The organism is Marinagarivorans algicola (assembly GCF_001292705.1).
Lineage (GTDB): Bacteria > Pseudomonadota > Gammaproteobacteria > Pseudomonadales > Cellvibrionaceae > Marinagarivorans > Marinagarivorans algicola.
Window position 1 is genome coordinate 1 of the sequence record NZ_LGAK01000014.1, and the last position, 22,983, is coordinate 22,983.

Consider the following 22,983-nt stretch of genomic DNA (forward strand, 5'->3'; position numbering starts at 1 on the left):
GGATACTTTAAAGGCACGTGTACTCATATAAAAATTTTACGTAACTATTCGGCAGTATTTACAAAAATACTAGGTCTTTGTCCAGAGAATAGCGTCGCTAATGCGTAGATAGCGGTGACGTTTTGTTTCTTACACGCTGATAGATAGCTGCCGATTCGGCAGACATTGACCGTGCCTTCTATTGGCCTGAAGCAACCTGATATTTTTTATTGTACCTTAGTCATACAAATATCTCGCCCACCGGCATCGCTAAAAACCTACTAAGGTGTATTGGCCTTTGGGTAGTATTTTTTATCCAATTTAATCACATGAGTGTGATCGGAGTCGTCATACTGTATAAGTGTTTTACCTACATGACCTTTTCGGCCACTCAGTTTTTTAGTGCTACGCTCACGGGGCTTTTTTAGCGGTTATCTCTATTGAGGGTGGCTTACTAATGTTTTTACTGAAAATCTATATAGCGTTATTATTATTTGAGTTTTATTTGAGGTATTACATTGTCGTAATGTAGGACTGAATAGTTACGATATTTTAATTATCCTTTGTAGATCAACTCCATATTATTCGTCCAAGCATTACCAATAGGGGGCTATTTATCTATTTAGTACTCGATAAAAGCAAAGCCAATATTGCATTAGCTCGCCGTAAAGTGTCTGACATTGAAAATGACCTCCGTCGAGTATAAATCATCTTTATGGGAAACCGTGTGTTTCAAAATATTCAGTCATAGCTACCAAAGCTTTAACACACTGAGGGGCGAGAAAAAAATACATTATCCAATAATACTTGTTTTCTACTTTCTCTGCTGCGTTGCTCGAAGCGTTACATGCCCCGGCATGCGCCCCTTCGAGCGCCTTACCGAGAAAGCAGAACCCTACGCCTAATTGGGAAAATTATTATTGCCTCGCCCCTGAATTAATCATAAAAAAGGCCATTTAATCTGCAGATTAAATGGCCTTTTTTATTGATACACTTATGATTTAAACCTTTCAGTAACAATCTATATGGCTATAACATTGATGGCTATGATATTGATAGCTATCAGCCACTGATAAACGGCAATCAAAACTGATACGAAACTTTACCGTACCAGTAACCTCCTTCGTAGTTAGCCACACTGCGGCGCGGATACGGTAAGCCTACACTAATACGATTGGCAACGCCGGGCTCGTCTTCTATTTCATCGGGGTATTCATCAAAAATATTAGAGCCGCCTAGCGTCACTGTCCAACTCATATTCGGTGAATAACTCACCTCCAAGTCGGTATACATAACGGCATCAACTTGCTGAGAAACATTTAAAGGACCTTGTGGTGACGGCGTACCAGCAATGGTGCCACGCTCATCATAGTGATCACCAATGTAGCGAATACGGGCTAACACACTAATACTATCACTAAAGGCAGTAGTTGCCGAAAAGGTGAACTTATTATTGGGGTAGTTGTTTTCGATATCTTCTACAAAATCATCGCTCACCACTTGCGCACCATTAACAAGATTATTACCTTCTACCTCGACAGAGCCATACGTATAAGCAAAGACTAAATCTGTACTGTAATCATTACCCCACTCCACACCAGAGGTTAATACAACATCAACGCCTTGATGCAAAATATCTAACGCATTGGTATAAAAAGAAACAGAATCGATTTCGGCGCGATAAATACGACCATCAACTTCAATACGATAAGCATCGATCGCCAATGTCGTAGAGTCAAAGAGATCAGCAGTAAAACCAAAACTATAGTTAGTCGCTACTTCTTCGGTCAGCGCCTTGCCGCCTAGACTAGCCACTTCAGGACTATCGGCTGGTAACAGGCCAACATCAACTACTTGATTACTACCGTTAATTGTTGTGGTTGTACTGCGCAAATTTGCCTGCCCAGGTGTCGGTGCATGAAAGCCTGTCGAAATAGCGCCGCGCAAGGCAAACGTATCGCTCACACGATAACGACTCGCAATTTTCCAGTTAGTGGTGCCACCAAAATCCGAAAAGTCTTCATAGCGCACCGCATATTGCATTAATAACGCGTCGGTTGCCTCTTGCTCTAAGTCTACGTATACCGCGTAGTTGTCACGGCTATATTGACCGGCATCTTCAGGGCGAGTCCCCGCCAAACCACTCACGCCACCACCGACATACGCTGCTTGATCCCCGCTTTTTTGCGTGAAGGTTTCGTCGCGGTATTCAGCCCCATAAGCTAAAAATAAATCGCTATTTAATTGCGTGCCAAAATCAATATTGATATTAAACTCTTCTTGCTCGTAATCGCCGGTATTAAAAACGCGCACAGCATCTGTTCCGACTAAATCAGCATCACCGTTTAAACTATTATTGAGCGTGTAATCTAACGTGTTAGCACCGTTACTTAAGCTAGCGCTATATGTTGTTTCATTTTGAAACTTCCCTTTTAAGCCTAATACAAGGCTGTAATCGGTTTGTTCGCCATCTAAATAAGGCGTGTAACCTGCCGTTGTTTCGCGCTCGAGGTTGGTTGCGCCTTTTTCTAGTGATTCCACTAAGTCACTATTGCTTGGATCACGATAAAAAAAGCGATAACGTCCATCTGTTTTGGCATAATTACCAAAACTAAACAACGACATCGTATCGCTTAGGTCGTAACCAGCATTAAAAACAAAGCGCGTGCCGCTCGTTTCGGGTCGGCCCCATGTTTGCACCAAAGGCGCATCACCAAATACCGCATCACCACCAACACCCTCGGCGCCATTATCAATCAGCGTTTGTGCACCGGGGTTTTGGCGGCCACGCGATAACGCTTCGTTATCATTGGTTTCGAGCGATAAATTAATAAAACCCTCGTTACCTAGAGCTAAACCGGCATTGGCTGCCAACTTCCAGCTGCTTTCGCCTTCAAAATGATTGCCATAGGTAGCCTCTACGCTGCCACCTTCGGCGGCATCTTTTAATTGAAAATTAATCACACCGGCAATCGCATCCGAGCCATATTGCGCAGCAGCGCCATCGCGTAACACTTCAATATTTTTTAACGCTATGCCTGGGATCATGGCAATATCAGTACCGTGCGAACCATTATTAGCCGCCGGCGCAAAAAGCTGCACTAATGATGAGCGATGCCTGCGACTCCCATTGACCAATACCAATGTTTGATCAGAAGCCAAACCGCGCAATGATGTGGGGCGCACAAAAGCGCTGCCATCACCCGTTGCAGGTGAGGCCAAATACGAAGGCACTAGTGCATTTAAACTGTCAGTTATATCGGCGCCACCGCCAACACGGGATAAATCTTCACTGCTAAATACATCCACAGGTACTGGTGAATCAGAGACAGTGCGAGGTTTTGCGCTGCGTGAGCCTACAACAATCACCTCTTCGACATCGGCGCCGGGCTGCGCAATAGCTACTGTATGCGTCGATGCAGCCAATATTGCCGCCGTCGCTAGCCACAAGGTTTTATGTTTGAATTTAGGCAATACACCTTGTACGTTCTCGCTGACCTGACTACTTAAGGTGAAACCATCAAGGTCTTTATTCATCACTCTACTTTGTTTTTTACGCATACCATTTACCTTTGCTTTAGGAGTATTAAAAATTAACAGCAACTATTCAGCCAAGCTGAAAAACATCAATCTATAAGATGCTGATGTATTATTTTCTAGGCATTTAAGCGCCGAGCCTTGCAAGGGGAGCAAGGGTTAGACAGTGCAAGAGACAAAGTCGCAGGTAGCTTGAGCGGCCCAGACAATAATTCATGCCCGATTTCGGCACCGTTGATATAGTCACAATTAATCAAGGGTAATGACAATGTTGTTTTACACCATAAAAACACAACAGGCATACAGATACATCATGTAACATGACAGCCTTTAATGAAAGACCTTAAAATAGCTCCACTTAGTAACTATAAACAACATTAATTTTTAATCATAATATCTTATCAAATAAAACACACAAAATTATCACAATGACTGTGATATTAAGACAATAAATACTCAAAACAGTATCTTTAAAAAGTACAGACCATAAAAAGCCCAGGCAAGCCTGGGCAACAATAGAGTCAACTCATAACATAAAAACTATCAGTCGGTATTAAAGCCGATACTGCACGCCAAAGGTAATGCGGCGCTCGCTGTATATACGCTTATCGACTAGATCTTCCCATTGCAAATATTGCTCTTCATGCTCTTCGAGCACATTAGTAGCCTGCAACGATAAAGTCAGGTTATCTATCGGGCTATAACGCACCGACATATCTAAAAAGCCTTGCGCTTTAGCGGTGCGAGCAAGCGGTGCGAGCGGTGCAACAACTTGCGGACTGATATAGCGCTCTGAACGATAATTATAAGCAATACGAGCCTCCCAGCCATGGTTTTCATAAAAACCTACAAGGTTAAATACATGCTCAGAGTTTTCCGAAACCGGTAACGCCCTATCGTAGTAATCGAGAATACCCGACTTCGAAGGCGACCACGTATAATTTAATTGCCAACCCAAACCCGAGAGCGATGTATTTTCAATAATATCATCGAGCTCTTGCTGATAACCCAACTCAATGCCCTGAGTACGACCACCGCCGGCACCGTTCACAAAACCACTTGTGGTGACTGTACCCTTAAGCTGATTACTCGCTGTATCCCAACCGCGCACTACGCCGTCTGAATCTGCAATATTAGGATCCTCCCACGTATCTCGCTTAATAAGAGAGTCGTAATCATAGGTAAAGGCCGCTGCACTGAGCATCGCTAGATCACTAAAGTACCATTCCCAGCTCACATCCATATTGGTGGTGCGCCACGGCTCAAGGTTGGGGTTGCCTACGGCATTAGCCGCTGTTGCACAAAAAATCACTTCGCCAGTATCAGTTTTTAAACCGCAACCTAATATACGATTAACCGAAACACCACCGGCCAGCATATCTGCATTATGGTTACTGATATTCGATGAATACGCTAAACGTATTTTTTGGGTTTGTGTAATATCAAAGGCAATATTTAAAGCCGGTAGCAGCTCGGTATCATTGCGCTGCGTAGTCAGCTGCCCCGCCGCCACACTCGGCGCCCCCGGGCCGGCTAAAAATGCCTGCCCGCCAATGGTAAATGTTTTTGCACTAGCGACTTCGGTTTGGTTAATGTCCATTTCAATACGCGATATGCGTAGACCAGCATTAGCACTATAAGGGATGCTAAAAACATCACCTTCAAAGTTAGCCTGTAAATAAGCATTTGTGGTACTTTCTTTAAAGGTATACGTTAATGCAGGGTCAGCTAATTGTGTTTGATTGCCGTACATACGCTGATGAAACTCCGAAGGCTTGCCCATCGCTTCAGGGTCAATCGCCCAATACTGATTAATACCTGTCACGTTGCTCGGTGCATTAAAACTGCGCACACTGTCAGCGATATCGGCAAAGGCGATAGTCGGCGTATAGCTTTCACCGGTTAATGGCGCCTGTGTATTCGGGTCTTTCCAGCGTGCCACAAAACGATCACCGTAATTATTGGTGTGCATGCCCACTCCCACCCAATTATCTTGCTTTACCTCACGCTCGCCAAAACGCAGCCCCATATCCAACGATACAAGATGCCCAGCGCTCAACTCTAAGCTCCCATCAAGACGTATCGCATCCATTTCGGCATGGCGGTAATAACCAGTTAAATTAGCCGAGGTTAAGCTGTAGCGGTTAACGTTTTCGCCCATGACTTCAGTGCCGCCGGTATAAGCCGCTAAGTTGCCGTCGGCATCACGTGTAAACAAGGCATCGGGGGTATTATTGCGCAATACCACTTGGCCACTCTCATTTAAAATAGGTGCGCCTGCAGCACTAAACAAAGGTAAATTCCAGTTTTGCGCTGATCTTGTATAACCAATACCTACAGGCACAACCAAAAAGTCAGCTTCTTGGCGAACCCATGATTGTTCACCCGTATTTTCATCAACGATTGATTGATGCGCAGAGCCAGGCACACCACTGTAACCCCAGGGGTTGACCGGTCCTAAATTTTCACCGCCCACACCTTTAACAAACGCATCACCTTGCGAGCCATTATTCATGTAAGCGTCTGTCACACTCAGTTCACTGTCTTCTTTACCTTCACCGTGCACATAACGCAACGTCGCGGTAAAAGCGCCGCCATTATCGTAATCTATTTGAATATTGGTATTGAGCGCTTCTTTTTCGAGCCAGTTTGTTTCGCTGTGAGCCATATTGCGGCGGCTTTGCCACAGCGCATCTTGCACCGTAATTAAAGACGCATCGCTAGTATCCTGGTCGTTATCAAACCTTAATGGGTGGTTTGTTAGGCCGTTAGGCACTGGATCAAACCAGCCCGTCACGCCTTGCCAAGCTTGGCTGGCTACAAAGCTCGCCTCGTATTGATGCTCGTCCATATGGGTATAAAAAACATCAGTGGTTAATTCAAAAGCATCATTAATCACCCACTGAAAACTGCCGTTCCCCCCTAAGCGCTCTCGATTTAACCAGCGATTAGTTGCCTCATGGCCTTGAAAAGCATAATACATATCATCGACTTTACCGCCTTTAGCATACAAGCCGGTTGCTGGGTTAAGTATGGCCGATAAATCATCGCGGTTAGCATCAACACCGGCATCACCCAAAGCAAAATTACTGCTTTCGGTTGCAGCAAAACCCCAATCTTCACCCGTTGAGCCCACAACATCATCGGCTAAATTGTTATCGGAATAACTTACATTTAAACTCGCCGCAAAGCGATTATCAAAATTAAACGCGGTAAACGCGGCAATGCTAGGGTCTGTTTTTTGGGTGAGTGTCCCTCGGCCGGCTTCGGCCTTAGCCGTAAATGTAAGCCCTTCATCTAAGGTGAGCGGACGATACGTTTGTAGATCAACACTCCCGGTTAACCCCCCAACCATGGTCGAGGCGGTAGGCGATTTAACCACTGTCATACCGCTGACCATCGTCGAGGGGATTTCAGCAAAATTAGGTTGCACGCTGGTTAATGTGCTGGCCGAAATCATATGTTCGCCATTGAGTGTGGTCATCACATTGCTATTACCACGAATCGTTAAGGAGGCTCCCTCACCACCAGAACGTACAATTTGTACACCCGCTACCCGCTGCAACGAATCGGTAATGGTGGCATCTGGTAGCTTGCCGATATCGGTTGATGTAATAGCATCGACAATACTGGCGCTTTCGCGTTTAATATCTAGGCTGCGAGCAATAGAAGCACGCACACCCAATACCACCACCTCCTCTATAGGCCCCGACACACCATCTTGTACCTCTTGGGCTTGTAACGTACTAACCGGCAGCATGGCTGCCGCAATACTGACAGCCATTAATTTATGACTAAAAAGGGATTTAATTGGCGCTTTGTGCTGTGCTGTAAAATAAGAATTTTTGTGGGTCATTGCGTTTACCTCGACAAATAACGTAGGTCAGCGCGAGTCTTTTTAAAATATTTTATGATTAAAATATTTTCATAAAAGGCCACGCTGCTCATTTTTTATTATTGACAATAATGAAGATTAATCACTTTTCAGCCAAACTGAAAAACTTCATCTAGTAGGGTGCTGTAGATAGGGCTGCAGGCAGTGCCGTAAACTCGACATTGTCGATAAAGAATTTAGCCTCGGTGGCTGTTATATCGAGCCCCTCAAATTGCACGCCCCAACCGGCAATAACATCATAAGGCGACACATCAACTTCAAGTATTGTACCCCCCGCGGCAAGCACAACAGGCCCAGCATCAACCCATGTTTGCTCGGCACCGTGTTTGACAAAAAGCTTACCGGTTACCGCAGAGCCTGCATTACTGACTTTTGCCATAAGGCGCAACTGATTAACACCACTCACATTAATGCTGGGGTACGTTTGCAGTACAACACTGGGGGTATCGCTCCAATCGGTTTTGGCCCCAAGGTCCATACTCAGCTGTATCGCGTTGGTTTCATTGACGCCTTCACTCTCAGAAATTGTGGTCGCATCTACCGTGACCCAATCAGCTTGGCCGTGCCACAAACCTAGCCCTTCAAAATCTTCATACATCACACCATCTAGTGCAATCGCATCGATATAAAATTCAGCATCAGTCGCCGAAAGGTCGAGCCCTTCAAATTGCACACCCAAACCACTCAGAGTATTTAACCCGCTAACATCTAACGAAAGCATAACGCCGCTAGCCAGATCAATAGCGCCACCATCTATCCAAACGCCACCTTCATCTTTGACATATAATTTACCTGTCACACCGGCGCCGGCATTTAATGCGGCAGCATGAAGGCTGAGCGTACTCACCGCACTAACATCAATACCGCCCTCAGGGTAACTCTGAATAACAACACCAGGGTAATCGCCCCAGTCAGTTTTGGCGCTAAGGTCAGCTTTAAAGCCCATAGAGCGTGCGCCATTAGCTGCCCAACGCAAAGTCGTGCCAGCACCGGATGTGGTTGTCCAATCCATTTGTGCATGGAAATCACCAATCACCTCAAAGCGATCAATCGCTATCTCGGTATTATCAGCGGCAACCAGTAGCGCTTCATCAATATAAAATTTAGCTTCAGTTTTACTGGCATCTATACCTTCAAACAACACACCAAAGCTCGAAATAGTATCAAAGGCCGGATCGCTCACATCTAATGCCAGCGCTACACCACCAGCAATTACCGCAACAGAGCCACCATCAAACCAATTACCGTCAACGTCTTTAGCCCAAAGCTTGGCTGTCACACTATCGCCGGCATCTTGCGCATTGGCCATTAATGTTAAACGTGTAGCATTGCTGCCATCTTGCGCAGTCCAGGTTTGTACAATAACGCTATTCGCCGCCTCGCCAAGCGTGGCCGATGCAGCAACCAGATCGACTTTTGCTTCAAGTGCAGAAAAGCCTGCACCTGCCCAAGTGCCTTTAGCCGCTAGCCCAGCAATAGGGTCGCTCGACCAGTTAACCTGAACACCAAAAATACCCGTACGATCAAAATTATCGAACATGCCTGGCGTTGTGGGGCTTTCGCCACCCGAAATTTTACCCGGTAAGTCGCCAGCATTAATGACGACATCAGCATTGTAGCGCTCCTCTATATAGGTACTGCCATCGGGGCCCCAAGTATCGCTGCTATTCCACGTCACAAAAAAGCTCCACCACGCATCAGCATCGGCCATAGTTTGGGTATTGGGCACATAGCCTGTTTCAGTCAAGGCAATCATTTTACGGCCGTTATGTTGCGCTAGTAGGCTGTCCCATTGTGCTTTAAAAATATTGTCTTCGCCGTTAGCGCTATTGTCATAACCGTCGTATCCGACAATATCGACATACTCATCACCGGGGTACCATTGGGCTTTGGCGTCTTCGGCCGCCGAATATACCCAGAGCAAATTATTTAATTGTCGATCGTTGGTAAAGTGGTTGTACATTAATTGCCACAAGGCTTTGAAGTTGTCGGCACCATGGGCGCCCCACCAAAACCAACCGCCTTCGGCTTCATGCAACGGGCGCCATAAAACAGGCACGCCTGCGGCTTGTAATTTTTCAAGTTCATCGGCAATAGTTTCTAAATCACCCATTAATGCCATGCGCTCTACACTATTTTCATCGCTAATAGCTTTGGCTAAATCAAAGGTGGTCGCTTCGGTATAAAAGCCTTTATACCAAGGCTGATCGGTCGTATCGCGTAAGTCCATGGGCGCATTCCAGTGCCACATAGCCGATAAAATAGTCCCTGTCGCACGCAGTGCTAACATATCTTCGGTAAGGCCTGTATTTAAGCTGCCATTAGCGGCACGTGTTGCGCTGTAATCCATATAATCAAAACTGTAAATAGCAGGTTTTTTACCGGCGGTCTCTACAATTTTATCGTGTTCTTGCGCTACATTAGTGCCATCATAAATCGCTTGTTGCTGACCACTTAAAATGCCTTGCGTGTATTGCTCTTTAAGATATGTTTTTAAATCGATAGCCTCTTGGGTTGCTGCCGCATTAACGGGCTCTGGCGATACCGCTAAAGGCACCGGTGGCTCTGCCGCAGGCGCCAGCAATAAACTATCGATACGGTAGTAGTTCCAACCATCAGCAACGCGTACAGTATGCGCGCCAGCATCAAATTTAAAAGTACCTACTTTGTGCTCAGTGATTTGCCCCTCTACGGAAAACTCGACGGTATTAGGTACATTATCGACAGTGACTAATGCATTTTTACCGCCATAACCCAAACCAATACCGTAGCGTACACTTAAGGCATAGAAGCCCGCATCATCAGCATCAATGGTAAATGTAAAGTCAACACCCTGGCCTGGGGTAAGGTCAGCCGTCATTTGGCCCGAGGCACCTTCGATATAATGCTCATCACCTGAGCCAACCAAAGTAGCGCCACCGGTTAATGTCGCTACCTTGTCATCTTCAACTTCGAAGGATAATACGCGGCTGGGGTTGAAAGCCACAACCGTTGCGCTCGCGCGTAGCTCTTGGCCATCACTACCGACATCAATATTACCACTGGCATCTAGGCCTTGTATTTCAAAGCGATAAGTAATAATGCCGTTTTCGGCCGTTGTAGGAGTGGTAAATACTAGGGTTTCCATATTCCATGTATAGCCATCATCTAGCGTAATATCTGGGCCTGCCGTTTGCACCCAACGCACTGTACGATCACCAATAGGCGAGCCCACAATACGCCCCGTTAACATAACCGTTTGGCCCAGTGGTACCTCGACACCTTTATCAGCAATAATGCCAATGGGCCTTTGCTCTACTTCATACTCGGTATGCGTATTATCAATTTTGCTTTGCTCAACCGCGCTGCTGCCGCAACCCATGGCCAACGCCACCATTACAGCGCTGCCTAAGCCTAGCGCGGGTTTGGCCAGCTTTAAAAAACTCAACATGGAACACCTCGTCAATATATTCATTATTTTTATTCTTCGCAGAGTCTCGCATATTCACGACACCCAAAGGTAATAGCATGCATAAAATAAGAACGCGCCATGCATCTCACTCAATAACCAATTAAACTTTATTTAATTAGTGAGGGCAAGCGTACCACGCAATATATCTACACATCGTTATTTGTATATTGTTAAGTAGTGCGCAAAGCGCAACCTTACTACGTTAAGGTTTATAGCCTGCATCAATACAGTATCTCTATACACTGATTAATCACATATAAGACACACAGTAATAGTTACACACTATGCACAGCTGTGCGAGTAAAAATAAAGCCCGTGTTATATTTTTAGCTTTTTACAACACCCGCATTAAACGTTAACCGGGCAGGCATATAAAGCATTTAAAAACTGACTTACAGTAGAACACAAAAAGCACATTGAAGCATTTGGCGCGCAGATCAACATTAAATAAAAATAACCTATTCTATAGGCATGTTTACTCACCGAATATTGACATCGTATTAAAAGTCGTTAGAGTACCGCACCATAATTTGGCGAGTAGCGCTTTGTGACTTAGCAGCTCTTTACACATACAACAACCAATGTGCGCATTAGTGGTTTTTTATTGCGTTATCGTCAATGTAAATATTATTAATAGCAACCGACTAGCAATAGCACCCGATAATCAAAGCACTGATTACCAAAGCCACAAGCCCCCAATGGAACCCATCAATAGAGGAGTAAAAATGACTTATTTAAACGCGAGAACAAACACTTAGTCTTTTATGCTTCTAGGCCTAAAAGACGCAACGCTTTTAGGCCGGTTAATGAATTTATTCTATACAACCGTATGCAATAAATAAAAAGCCCCGGCAACCCCGGGGCTTTTTTTGTTTTTAGTGCTGTGCTTTTATTTTTAGCCTGCATGACAAAGCAAATATATTCCACCTAAAGGCATCTCATACTATTCGCGAATGCGAAGGATACAACATGCCTGTTTATGTAGAATTTAATGAAAACAATAAAAACAGTGACGTGCCCATTAAGGTGTATACCCACGACATACACCCCAAAGCAATTACCCAACTAAAAAACACCGCAAGCTTACCCGTTATAGGACCACACATTGCTGCAATGCCCGACGTACATGTGGGTATTGGTGCGACAGTAGGCTCGGTAATACCGACTCGCAATGCCATTATTCCTACTTCGGTAGGCGTGGATATTGGCTGCGGTATGAATGCCGTACAATTATCACTAAGGGCAACACAACTACCCGATAATTTAGCGCCAATGCGCAGCGCCATAGAGCGCGCAATACCTGTAGGTTTAGGCGCACATAAATGTATTAGTGCTCGTGAAGCTGCGTGTAAAAGACTGGCGCCGGCATTGAATCTATTTTTGCCGCTAGGCCAGAGCTTAAAAAACACCTCAAAAAACCTGACACGCTTTGGGTAACGCAAATGGCGACTCTCGGCAGTGGCAATCACTTTATTGAAGTATGTATTGATGAAGCAGGTTTTGTATGGCTCATGCTGCACTCGGGTAGCCGAGGTATTGGTAACGCCATTGGCAGTTATTTTACTGACCGCGCACGCAAACAAATCAAAAACCGTGAACGTCAACTAGTCGATAAAAACTTAGCATGGTTTGACAGTGGTCAAACTGATTTTACCGATTATTTAACGGCTGCTAACTGGGCTCAACAATACGCACGCGTTAACCGCATGGAAATGATGAAATTAACGCTGCGTGCCATTGCCCCTTTTTTGCCCGAATTCACCTTGCAGCAAGAGGCCATTAATTGCCATCATAACTACGTGAGTACTGAACGTCACTTTGGCGAAACCCTGTACATTACCCGCAAAGGTGCCATTAGTGCACAACAAGGCGAGCTGGGTATTATTCCCGGTAGCATGGGGGCTAAGTCTTTTATTGTGAGCGGCTTGGGCAACGCCCAAAGTTTTTGCTCATGTAGCCATGGCGCAGGGCGTAAAATGAGCCGTAGTGCAGCACGCCAACAATTTACCCGCAACGACCTTATCGCCCAAACTCAAGGCGTAGAATGCCGATAAGACAGCCGTGTTATTGATGAAATACCAGCCGCTTATAAAGATATTGACGAAGTCATGAATAACCAAAATGACCTTGTCAAAATACATCACACACTCAAACAGGTCATTTGTATTAAAGGATAACCATGAGTGAAAATCTGAATTCAAGAAAAACTAAACGAGGTAAAAAGAGCAAAAAGCCCGTCGTTACCTTAACCCCCATACGCAATACCGTAGCGCTAAACCCCCTGCTCCACAAAGGCGGCCCACACCAAAAAAGTCACAAAGCCCTACGCCAAGCCAACAAAAAAGACTTACGCACCCAAGTGCGTAAGGCTTTTTCTTTTGTTTACATCGGTCTATTGGCCACCACGCTTTCGATGGCACTGACTGCATAACCCGCTACAAGCTCAGCATTACCTTACGCACCGCTAACGCGCTCAATTTGATTGTCGACATCTTTTAAATGACCCGTTTTTACCCACACTTTCGCCCCCTTTACACCCGCCGTTATAGCCACTGCATGGTGCATCGGTAAACGCGCCCAGCTATGACGACCGAGCGGGTCTTGTTGCTCTGTTATATCACCTTCAAGCACAAAAAGTTCTGCCCCGTCGAGCGCAATAAAATGAAGCGATGCATTAGGCCCAAAGTGATATAAAGCCACCTCTTCAATCGCATCTTTATACAAAGGTGTCACCTCTACGCCGGGCGTATGAGGTAGGGCAACTTTACCCATTGCATTCATTTGCAAGCGCACATGTGTTCTGTCTTCGGGTTGAAATTGCCACAACTTGACCATAATCACACAACCCTCTTTAGAGCCGGGCGTATGGCTAGAGGTTGGTGGGTTACGAATATAAGAGCCCACAGGAAAATCACCATGCTCATCCTGAAACACCCCTTCGAGTACAATAAATTCTTCACCGCCGGCATGAACATGCGGTGAAAATTGACTACCCGGCGCATAACGCACAACCGTAGTGGCTCGCGCAACTTCATCGCCCACACGATCAAGGGCACGCCGATCAACCCCCGCCATGGGCGAAGGCACCCAAGGTAAAGTTTGGCTATGAACGATTTCACGCTGGCTAAAATCGGCGGCTATTTTCATGCTGGTCTCCTAACATTATAGATAACGAATAATACGCAGTGTCTTTACGCATATTTTATATCGCATTTTTTATTGTACTTTTTTTACTGCATTTTAATAAAAAAAATTACGCGGCAATACTGGGGCGGCTCGCAATACGAGCCTGCCAAGCGATTAAATGCGTTAACTCGCTAGGCACTGCAATTTGTGCAAAACCGGCAAAGACCAAACCGGCGTGCAGTGTAATATCGGCTACGGTAAACTCTGGGCCGGCGATATACGTACTATTGGCCAAAATAGAATCAAAATAAGCTAAACCCGCCAAGGCTTTCTCTTTTTGCTTTTGACCCCATTCGTTATTTTGATAAAGCTCCAGCTCTGGGCCTAAACCATCGGTGGCATGGTGAAAGTAAGTTGCCACCGCATCTAATACCATTGACTCAGCGCGGCGCTGCATCATGCTAATCACAGCACGGCTTTTAGGTGTATCGCCGGTTAATGATGGGCCAGCAAACGCATGATCAATGTATTCAATAATCGCTGAACACTCAGAAATAAACGTGCCGTCATCCAACTCTAAAATAGGAACGCCACCTGCAGGGTTTTTGGCTAAAAACTCAGATGTACGATGCTGACCATTCATTAAATCAACAGGAATAAAAGTCGCTTGCTCAGTCGCGTTTTTTTCAGCTAGAGCAATACGAACACGTAGCGGGTTAGGGAAGTTTTCAACATCATAAATTTTCATGATTATTTCTCTGAGTGATTTAAAGTATTCAATGGAATATATACCTACTGATAGGTAGATTAAGAGAGTATACGTATCCTGTCAACCTGTTTTATGTACTAGCACCTTGTACCAGCACCTACAAAGGCTCTTTACACGCTATCGATAAATGCGTTAACAGCGCATACTGCGCCCTCCAAATAACCAGCATCGGTATCGGCAAATTCACTACCAACTAAATAAAGGTTTTTTTGCGCTAGCTCTTGTTGATGGCGACTTAAGGCAAAATACGGGTGCGCTGGCGACTCGCTAATATCGCGCTTAGCAGCCACGTATTTATCGGCGGCCCAATCTTTATAAAACACCGCTGTAGCCGGAGCCGCCTGCACACCGTATAACTGCTCAATTTGCGCCAAGCAGGCTTGTTTAATGTGTGCCTCAGTAAATTGCGCGCGATAACTCGCAGGCACACCAACAAAGCCAAATAATGCACTGGTGGCTACATCAACATCAACATTATCAGTAACAGTACAAACGCCAAACCCGCAAGCATCATGCATTTCTTGCATGGGCCCTTGCTGACTAAACGCCTGCCCCGACAAGCCATTTTCACGCCAAAAAGGCGATGCATAAGTGCTCACAAACTTAGCTTGAGCGGCCATCCAGGTCGGCACTTGATCTAAATCATTGATGAGTCCTGATGATGCCCAATGCTTAGGTGTTAAGTGCTGGGTAATCATGCGCGGCGGCAACGCTAAAATAAGGTGGTGAGCCTCAAAAGTTAGCCTTTCATCATCATTTTGGGCCGTCACAACCCAACAGCCATCACCTCGAGTGGTATGAATAACGGGGTGACTGGTTTTGATATTCTGACGATTAAGCCGACTATAAAGCGCATCAATAAGACGCGTCATACCGCCACGCACACGGTACATACTCATCACGCCAGCACCCGCTGTGCGTGTAGTCCCTTGAGTGCCCGGCTTTTGAAACAAAGCATCACCTTGGGTGTACTGCTCATCATATGGCAGGCCCAGCTCATCGAGTAAGCGCTGAATACCCTGCTGATGCGGGAAAACCCAGGTCGGCCCTAGGTCATGATAGTGTGCCGAGGTGTCGCTTTTAGCTCCTAAAACTCTCCCCCCTAGTTGCCGCTTTGCCTCTAACAATAAATAAGGTAAGCCTTTTTTTTCTAAATGCCAGGCAGTTAATAGGCCGGCAAGGCCGCCCCCGATGATGATATTTGACGTTTGCATGAGTCTCCTGAATCAGTCATTAAACTATCTACTGATAGGCAGTATTGGCGTGTATAATGGCCCTTGTCAACCATTATTCATACCAATAATGATGTACATCATTAGCGAGGACGTTATGACAAAAAAAGAAGAGCTACTACAAGCAGCACAAAATAAAGTACGCGAAGGCGGTTACAATAATTTTAGCTTTAGAGAGCTAGCCAAAGAGGTGGGCATAAAAAGTGCCAGCGTACATTATCACTTTCCCACCAAAGCCGATTTAGGTGCCGAGCTTGCTAAGCAATACACCAACAATTTTATACTCGCACTCGGTGATGTTAAAACCCTACATAATGCTGGCCATAACCCTATTGCAGTTTTTATCACTCAGTTTAAACATGCCTTACATCACGATAAAAAAATGTGCCTCTGTGGTCTATTAGGTGCTGAGGCCGATATTCTACCCCAGCCGGTGCGCACTGAAATAAAGCGCTTTTTTACTAAAAACCTTGACTGGTTAGAGCAAGCCTATTTATACCGCGAACCCACCAATAAGCGGCAAGCCAAGCAATCAGCTATTCAAACTATTTCATTGTTAGAAGGCGCCATGATGATCAGTATCGCCTCTCAAGATAACAGCGTGTTTGATAATGCCATTGCAGGGTTAGCCGATCATTAAGGGCACACCGTCAATCACTCAGGTATTGCCATGCTAGCCACTTTGCCGCACTGGCTAACATGACACACAAAAATACCCACTTCAGTACTTGTTGCCAGAGTGATTAACTGCCCGTTCGTATCCCACGCGCTACTTTTACCACAGGCAAGATAACCACCGGTTTCACTCGCATAGTTAGCCAGTAGTACGGGGGTTTTATACTGCGCGGCGATATTCGATAAAACACCTGCATCTATATCAAACCCCGAAGTCGATATAAGTGCACTTACTAGGTAAACATCAACATTCAGTTTAGCCATATCAGCGGCATGCTGTGGGTTGACAAAATCAGCGCATATAGCCAAACCCAATTTAAAACCCTTGATACTCAATGAATAATTTTGACTACCAGCAGAGCAAAAAACCTCTTCACCCTCATGTAAATATTGTTTGTTATAAAACTCCACATCACCTGAGGGAAATACAATAATAGCGCCAATACTAGGTTTATCACTATGCTCAGATAGCCGATCATTAGGGCGCTTATTAGGTAGCGGACATCCAACAATAACAACCATATTGTGCATCACTGCCGCGTTTGATAATTCACTGATAACGGCACTATTAGGTTGCAGCACCCGAGTTTTCATAAGCTCTAACTCATACCCTATAAGCGACAATTCAGGGAAAACAATAACATCTGCATTATGCCGTGCAGACTGAGCAATCAACTCAAGATGCATCGTTAAGTTTTTTTGCACATCGCCTTTAAATACAGTAATTTGAGCAAGGCTCACCGTAATACGCTCTGTTTTCATTTCTCCCCTACTACTTTTATATTACGCTACTGCTTTCATATTAATGCTAGGTTTTACTGACGCACTTTTTGAGATGAAACCTACCGCCTTTAAGCGCATGCTATAGTGCTAAAATTTGGACCGTTAAATGGCCATTTCCGCGCAATCTTCAAAGCTGAGTTTACCGCAAACCAACCCCGGTGTGGCGACGGTATTGGAATATTTGATTCTTAAATTTCCTTATATTGATGCGAGTATTTGGCAGCAGCGTATTGCCGAGGGCAAGGTGCATTACCACGATGGCACAGCCATAACAGCGCAATCTCCGTTTAAGGCGCAACAGCGAATTTACTATTACAGAGAGGTCGAGAACGAACCGATTATTCCTTTTAAAGAGGCGGTTATATTTCAAGATCAACATCTTTTAGTTGCCTATAAGCCCCATTTTTTAGCCGTAACGCCAGGCGGTGCTTATATAAATGAATGCCTGCAAAACCGGTTGCGATGCAGCACAGGTATTGCCGACTTACAAGCTTTGCATCGCTTAGACCGAGTGACCGCTGGGTTAGTGATGTTTTCGGTTAACCCTGCCACACGCCACCTATATCACCATTTATTTGAGGCACGTAACATTCACAAAACTTATCAGGCAATAGCAAACGTAAGGACTACCGAGGGGTTAACAGGCCAACAATGGGAGATTAAAAACCATATCGCGCAGGCCTCACCCAAATTTCGCATGGGCATTACCGAGGGGCCTGCCAATAGCCACTCAATCATTCGATGCCTACAGCAATGCACTAAAACGCAAAAGGCATTATTTGAGCTTAGCCCTATCACCGGCAAAACACATCAATTACGCCTGCACATGCAAACACTAGGCTGGCCCATACTCAATGATAAATACTACCCAAAACTGCAGCCGCAATCGGCCGATAATTATGCAACTCCTTTGCAATTACTCGCAAAAAGCCTCAAATTTATTGACCCTGTGACTGAACAGCCTAGACATTTTTGGTGTGAACATAGCTTGTCTCTATCATGAAATATGTGTACAGACTTAGCAGATGAGAAGTGGCATTATTGTTGGGGTATTTAAGCGCAAAAGGGCTAGGCAACAAAAGACTAGCAGTCAAGAGCGCTTATATAGTGCGCCGCCACCAGTATCTAATAGTCGCCTATTTTATGTCTTAAGTATTATTAGGGCTTAGGTATTATTAGGGCTTAGGCATTATTAGGGCTTAGGTATTACATCAATTAGCCAAATGCCACGCTGGCAAACACTAAAGTCATTAATACTGGGCATACAAAGCGAATATACTGGGCAAACCAATAATGCGCACCCGCGCTAGCTTGATGTAATTTGTTACCGCGCTGCCACATCCAACCCACAGTAATAAAGTAAAACAACCCCATAAGCGGTAATTGGTATTGAGTAAACAACATAATCACCAAGCCAAATAACCAATCAAAATTCAATATAATGGTACTTGCGCATATTAGCACCACTAAGCTAACCGTCCATGTCGCTGCTGTACGGTTTACTTTATGGCTCTCAACTAAAAAGGCAACGGGAATTTCGGTGGTCGAAATCGTTGAAGTCACCGATGCTATCGACATTAATACAAAAAAAAATAAACCAACCACTAAGCCAATATCGCCCATAGTATTAAATAGTGCAGGTAAAATAGCAAAAATAAGCTGCCCCTCACCGATTAACTTACCATGACTAAATACCTCAACACCGTTGTGCTGTGCCACGTAAATTGCCGGAATAATTAATAAACCCGCCAAAAAAGCCACACTAGTATCCAGCAAGGCTACGCTTGCTGTCAGTTTGGGTAAATTAGCATTAGGCTGTAAGTAAGAGCCATAAATCATCATGCAACCTACACCTAATGAGAGCGAAAAAAACGCCTGCCCCATTGCCGCAATAATTAAATGAGGATCAAGTATTTGACTAAAATCAGGCACTAAATAAGCCGCAAAGCCTTCGCTAGCCCCTTCAAGGGTAGCAATGTACGCAATCAAACTCATTAGCAATATCAGTAATAGCGGCATTAACCGACGTGACCACTTCTCAATGCCGGACTTAACCCCTTTCAAAATAATACTGGCAGTTAAAATAAGCATAAGCGGTGTAAACACAAAATTACGCATAACCGAATCACTATGTAAAAATTCGCTAACACCTTGAAGTCCCATAAACATAGCGACAGGTTCGATAGTATATGAAAGCATCCAACCTGCGACGATTGAATAAAAGCTCAGCATAACCACAGCACCCGCCAGGCCAATATAACCTGCGGCTGCGCCGACTTTGCGGTTTGTGCTTTGCCATGCATCGCCGAGTGCTGTTACAGGGTTAGCTTGCGCCTTGTGACCTAAATAAAGCTCGGTATATAGCGCAGGTAGCGCCAATAAAAAGATGACAATAAAATAAACGAGCAAAAATGCGCCGCCGCCATGATTGGCCGCTTGCGTAGGGAACCCCCAAATATTACCCAAACCCACTGCTGCGCCAGCAGCGGCTAACACAAAACCAAGTCGGCTTTGAAACCCATCACGCACTTGTGCCATACACCTACACATCTTTATAATTTTAGAGTACTGCGAATTAAACCATATTTAAGGCTAACTGAGTAATAAAATTGTAGTGCGCGTTGGTGAATGGCGTTAATCGCTACAATAATAGCCACTTTTTATTTCCGGCGGATTCAAGTCCGAAGCATTGCTGCCCAGCAGTGCATGATGAAGGTACCACCTAAAAGGCCTATTGAGGCGAGGCATGCCTCGCACATGCGGTAAGGCCAAATAAAACCCAAGACTTTGCCGGTGTGTTAAAACGTAAAATACTCTCACCCACTAACACAAAGAGTCTTCTAAGAGTGTCAGGTAAAAAATAGGTAATACCGCGTGAGCGCAACCATCCACTTTGACATATTTCAACTCAATCAACTGCGATATAGCCTAAACATTTAAAACTGAAATAATTACTGAAAAGCCTCCGGCGAGAGCTGTTTCGATAAGCCCTCAATAAAACCCTCATAACCTTCAGTGCCAACTATATTTTTATCAAAATCAAACTCATACTTCATCACTGCGCTTGATAAAATTGAACACTAGGTTATCCATTTTTTTTCGTCACACTCCACAAGCATGCTTTGCAGCTCAGAAAGAAGATACCGCCCAGTTTTTTACCATTGTTATTTTTACTGCCTATAGCAATTTATTTAACTAATTTTCTTGTGGCTATTCAACCAAGCTGAAAAATTAATCTGATAGGTTACTGATGGTTTATTCTCTGGGTATTTAAGCGCCGAGCCTTGCAGGAAAGCAAGGGTTAGGCAGTGCAGGATCATAAAGTCGTAGATGGCTTGAGCGGCCCAGACAATGATTCATTAGTACTCAATTCCAGCACTGCTGAATAGTTACATTTTCTTTATCATAAAAAATCATTGCCTTTTGCAACCGTTAGTTTTTAATAAAAAATTATTTAGCCATCGAATGAAAGATAAAATTTTAGAGCGCTACAGCTCATAAAATTCTAACTGCCACCCCAAGCTCTACACCCCTGCTTGATGCAATCCATTATTTTTTAGCAGCGCCCTAGCACTACTCAAAAAATATATTACATAGAGATTATTATTAATTAATTTTATGATTAAATTTTATAACTTTAAGAAATTAGTCATATATGATCGCTATCGTGTGCATTCATTTTTATTAACTAAAAAAGGGCACCTTCATGACATTAAGATATTTTTCGCGTCAAAACATCAAACCCATAAAGTCACTCACACATTTATTCGTTTTTATAGCAACCCTATTTAGCCTACCAACTTTAGCCGCACCCGAAGTTCATTACGAACAGTGTAAACAAACTTTTAGCTATAGAGGCAATCAATATAAGGGGACAACCAATAAAGATAACGGCAACACACAATGGTGTTACTTAAAAAGCCCTGTCAATGGTAGCAACTGGGGTAATGTACGCGAAGAAACCATTCCTCGGCAAATAACCATATCGGGCAATCAATGCTCGGCGACAAGCCAATACGGTTCCGAAGTTTTTCACGGGTGCAGCACCCAAGCTTACGGTGATTTTTGGTGCTACACCGACAGTAATGGCAGCAATCGAGAAAACTGTCGAATGGATGATCAAATCACAGATTTTTTATCGCATATTCAACCGCAAGAAAGCGAATTAATACAACGAGTTGCTGTAGGGTCATGCTTTAAAACCCAAGGCACCATGAGTCAAGCCATGAGCCGCATCATAGCATCTAAGCCCGATTTATTTATGTGGTTAGGTGATAACATCTATGCAGACACCACCAATATGAATGTAATGCAAGATAAATATGACAACAAAAAGAAAAACCGCGATTATCAGAAATTTTTAAACGCTAAGATTCCAGTATTAGCCACATGGGATGATCATGATTTTGGTGCTAACAATGCCGGCAATAACTACAGCAAGCGCAAAGAAAGCCAGCAACAATTTTTGCGCCATTTTGATATTCCCACCTCTGATATTCGCTATAGCCAGCAAGAAGGTATTTATAGCGCTGTAATGCAAGGACCTAGCGGCAAACAGGTACATTCCATTATGCTTGACGCACGCTATTTTCGATCACCTACTTTTAGAAATTATGGCACCTGCCAAGGCGACAACTCTACTGTACTGGGTGATGCGCAATGGGCATGGTTAGAGCAGGAATTAGAAAAACCCTCACAAATAAAAATAATCGCTTCAGGCATTCAGGTATTACCGCCGCTACATCGCAAGCGCAATTTAAATAGTTATTGCGCTTATGGTAATGGTCAAAGATTTAATGCCGCTATTAATAGCTTAAATGAAAGCAATGATTCGGGTACACGCTATGAATCATGGGCAGAAATACCACAACAACGAGAAAAGCTATTACGACTAGCTCAAAAGGCGATTAATAGTGGTAAGGCAAAACACATTATTTTTGTCAGTGGTGATCAACATTGGGGAGAGTTATTAGAAAAATCAATTCCTGCCAGCACCACTTATGGCCCCCAAGCCACAGTATACGAAATCACAGCATCGGGCTTTGGTCAAAACTGGCCCTATGATATTCCCAACCCTAACCGCTTACGTATTTGGGCTGATGATAAAGGTGACGGTGATTATCGTAAAACCTGTAAGCTACCTTTTAAAGCTTCAGGTAGAACCTATGATAGCTGTATTACTCAAGGTCAAAATACACCTTGGTGCTATACCCAAGTCAATAACCGTGGTGAAGGCGTTGCAGGCGCGTGGGGTAATTGCGCCCCCGAGGGGGCAATTACCCCAACAGGACAAGTGGGTAAGGTACCAAATAATTTAAGCCGTGTATCTACAGCAGATCGTCATATTATTAATAAATCAGGGAGTAATTACGGGCAAATTGATATTGACTGGACTAACGGCACAATTAAGCTATCACTACAAACCGAAACGCAAGAAATCACCTCTACGATCATTAATTTTTAAAAAATAGTATTAGGTATATTGTGTAGCGTATAAAATTTTTGATCTACTACCGCAATAAGTATGCTTAGCAAA

The 22,983-nt window shown here is 44.3% G+C and carries 13 protein-coding genes and 2 pseudogenes; 6 read left to right on the plus strand and 9 right to left on the minus strand.

The window, feature by feature from the left end; genetic code table 11:
- Positions 1 to 44: 44 nt before the first annotated feature.
- The 4 genes and pseudogenes from AC438_RS17145 to AC438_RS05975 form a co-directional block, all read right to left on the minus strand.
- A pseudogene (locus tag AC438_RS17145) lies at positions 45 to 233 on the minus strand (IS66 family transposase); the annotation flags it as partial.
- 829 nt (positions 234 to 1,062) lie between these two features.
- Entirely contained in the window at positions 1,063 to 3,540 is a 2,478-nt protein-coding gene (locus AC438_RS05960) for a TonB-dependent receptor plug domain-containing protein (protein ID WP_053980338.1), read from the minus strand.
- Positions 3,541 to 4,069: 529 nt separating this feature from the next.
- Positions 4,070 to 7,372 (minus strand): TonB-dependent receptor, encoded by a 3,303-nt coding sequence (locus AC438_RS05970; protein WP_053980340.1) that lies wholly within the window; start codon positions 7,370 to 7,372, stop codon positions 4,070 to 4,072.
- A gap of 151 nt (positions 7,373 to 7,523) precedes the next feature.
- A complete protein-coding gene (locus tag AC438_RS05975; protein WP_053980341.1) occupies positions 7,524 to 10,841 on the minus strand; it encodes a glycosyl hydrolase in 3,318 nt (1,105 codons plus the stop codon).
- A 990-nt stretch (positions 10,842 to 11,831) separates the two neighbouring features.
- Here AC438_RS05975 and AC438_RS17325 point away from each other — a divergent pair.
- The 3 genes and pseudogenes from AC438_RS17325 to AC438_RS05985 all read left to right on the plus strand — a co-directional run bounded on the left by AC438_RS17325 (position 11,832) and on the right by AC438_RS05985 (position 13,293).
- A complete protein-coding gene (locus tag AC438_RS17325; protein WP_202904715.1) occupies positions 11,832 to 12,299 on the plus strand; it encodes an RtcB family protein in 468 nt (155 codons plus the stop codon).
- Positions 12,300 to 12,304: 5 nt separating this feature from the next.
- Positions 12,305 to 13,039, plus strand: a pseudogene (locus tag AC438_RS17095) (RtcB family protein).
- 2 nt (positions 13,040 to 13,041) lie between these two features.
- Entirely contained in the window at positions 13,042 to 13,293 is a 252-nt protein-coding gene (locus tag AC438_RS05985; RefSeq protein WP_053980342.1) for a hypothetical protein, read from the plus strand.
- A gap of 23 nt (positions 13,294 to 13,316) precedes the next feature.
- Here the strand turns inward: AC438_RS05985 and AC438_RS05990 are convergent, their stop codons facing one another.
- The 3 genes from AC438_RS05990 to AC438_RS06000 form a co-directional block, all read right to left on the minus strand.
- On the minus strand, positions 13,317 to 14,009 hold the full coding sequence (locus AC438_RS05990) for a cupin domain-containing protein (protein WP_053980343.1): 693 nt from the start codon (positions 14,007 to 14,009) through the stop codon (positions 13,317 to 13,319).
- A gap of 106 nt (positions 14,010 to 14,115) precedes the next feature.
- Entirely contained in the window at positions 14,116 to 14,736 is a 621-nt protein-coding gene (locus AC438_RS05995; RefSeq protein ID WP_053980344.1) for a glutathione S-transferase family protein, read from the minus strand.
- Between the two features lie 131 nt (positions 14,737 to 14,867).
- Positions 14,868 to 15,971, minus strand: coding sequence for a flavin monoamine oxidase family protein (locus AC438_RS06000; protein ID WP_053980345.1), 1,104 nt, complete (start codon positions 15,969 to 15,971; stop codon positions 14,868 to 14,870).
- A gap of 115 nt (positions 15,972 to 16,086) precedes the next feature.
- Between AC438_RS06000 and AC438_RS06005 the strand changes: the two genes are divergently transcribed.
- A complete protein-coding gene (locus AC438_RS06005; RefSeq protein ID WP_053980346.1) occupies positions 16,087 to 16,629 on the plus strand; it encodes a TetR/AcrR family transcriptional regulator in 543 nt (180 codons plus the stop codon).
- Positions 16,630 to 16,643: 14 nt separating this feature from the next.
- Here the strand turns inward: AC438_RS06005 and AC438_RS06010 are convergent, their stop codons facing one another.
- A complete protein-coding gene (locus AC438_RS06010) occupies positions 16,644 to 17,426 on the minus strand; it encodes a carbon-nitrogen hydrolase family protein (protein WP_053980347.1) in 783 nt (260 codons plus the stop codon).
- A 127-nt stretch (positions 17,427 to 17,553) separates the two neighbouring features.
- On the opposite strand from AC438_RS06010, the gene AC438_RS06015 reads away from it, so the two are divergent.
- Positions 17,554 to 18,450, plus strand: coding sequence for a pseudouridine synthase (locus tag AC438_RS06015; RefSeq protein ID WP_053980348.1), 897 nt, complete (start codon positions 17,554 to 17,556; stop codon positions 18,448 to 18,450).
- Between the two features lie 212 nt (positions 18,451 to 18,662).
- Here the strand turns inward: AC438_RS06015 and AC438_RS06020 are convergent, their stop codons facing one another.
- Positions 18,663 to 19,985: a sodium-dependent transporter gene (locus AC438_RS06020; protein ID WP_053980349.1), complete on the minus strand. Its 1,323-nt coding sequence runs from the start codon at positions 19,983 to 19,985 to the stop codon at positions 18,663 to 18,665.
- A gap of 1,168 nt (positions 19,986 to 21,153) precedes the next feature.
- Here AC438_RS06020 and AC438_RS06025 point away from each other — a divergent pair.
- On the plus strand, positions 21,154 to 22,911 hold the full coding sequence (locus AC438_RS06025) for an alkaline phosphatase D family protein (protein WP_156317008.1): 1,758 nt from the start codon (positions 21,154 to 21,156) through the stop codon (positions 22,909 to 22,911).
- Positions 22,912 to 22,983: the final 72 nt, after the last annotated feature.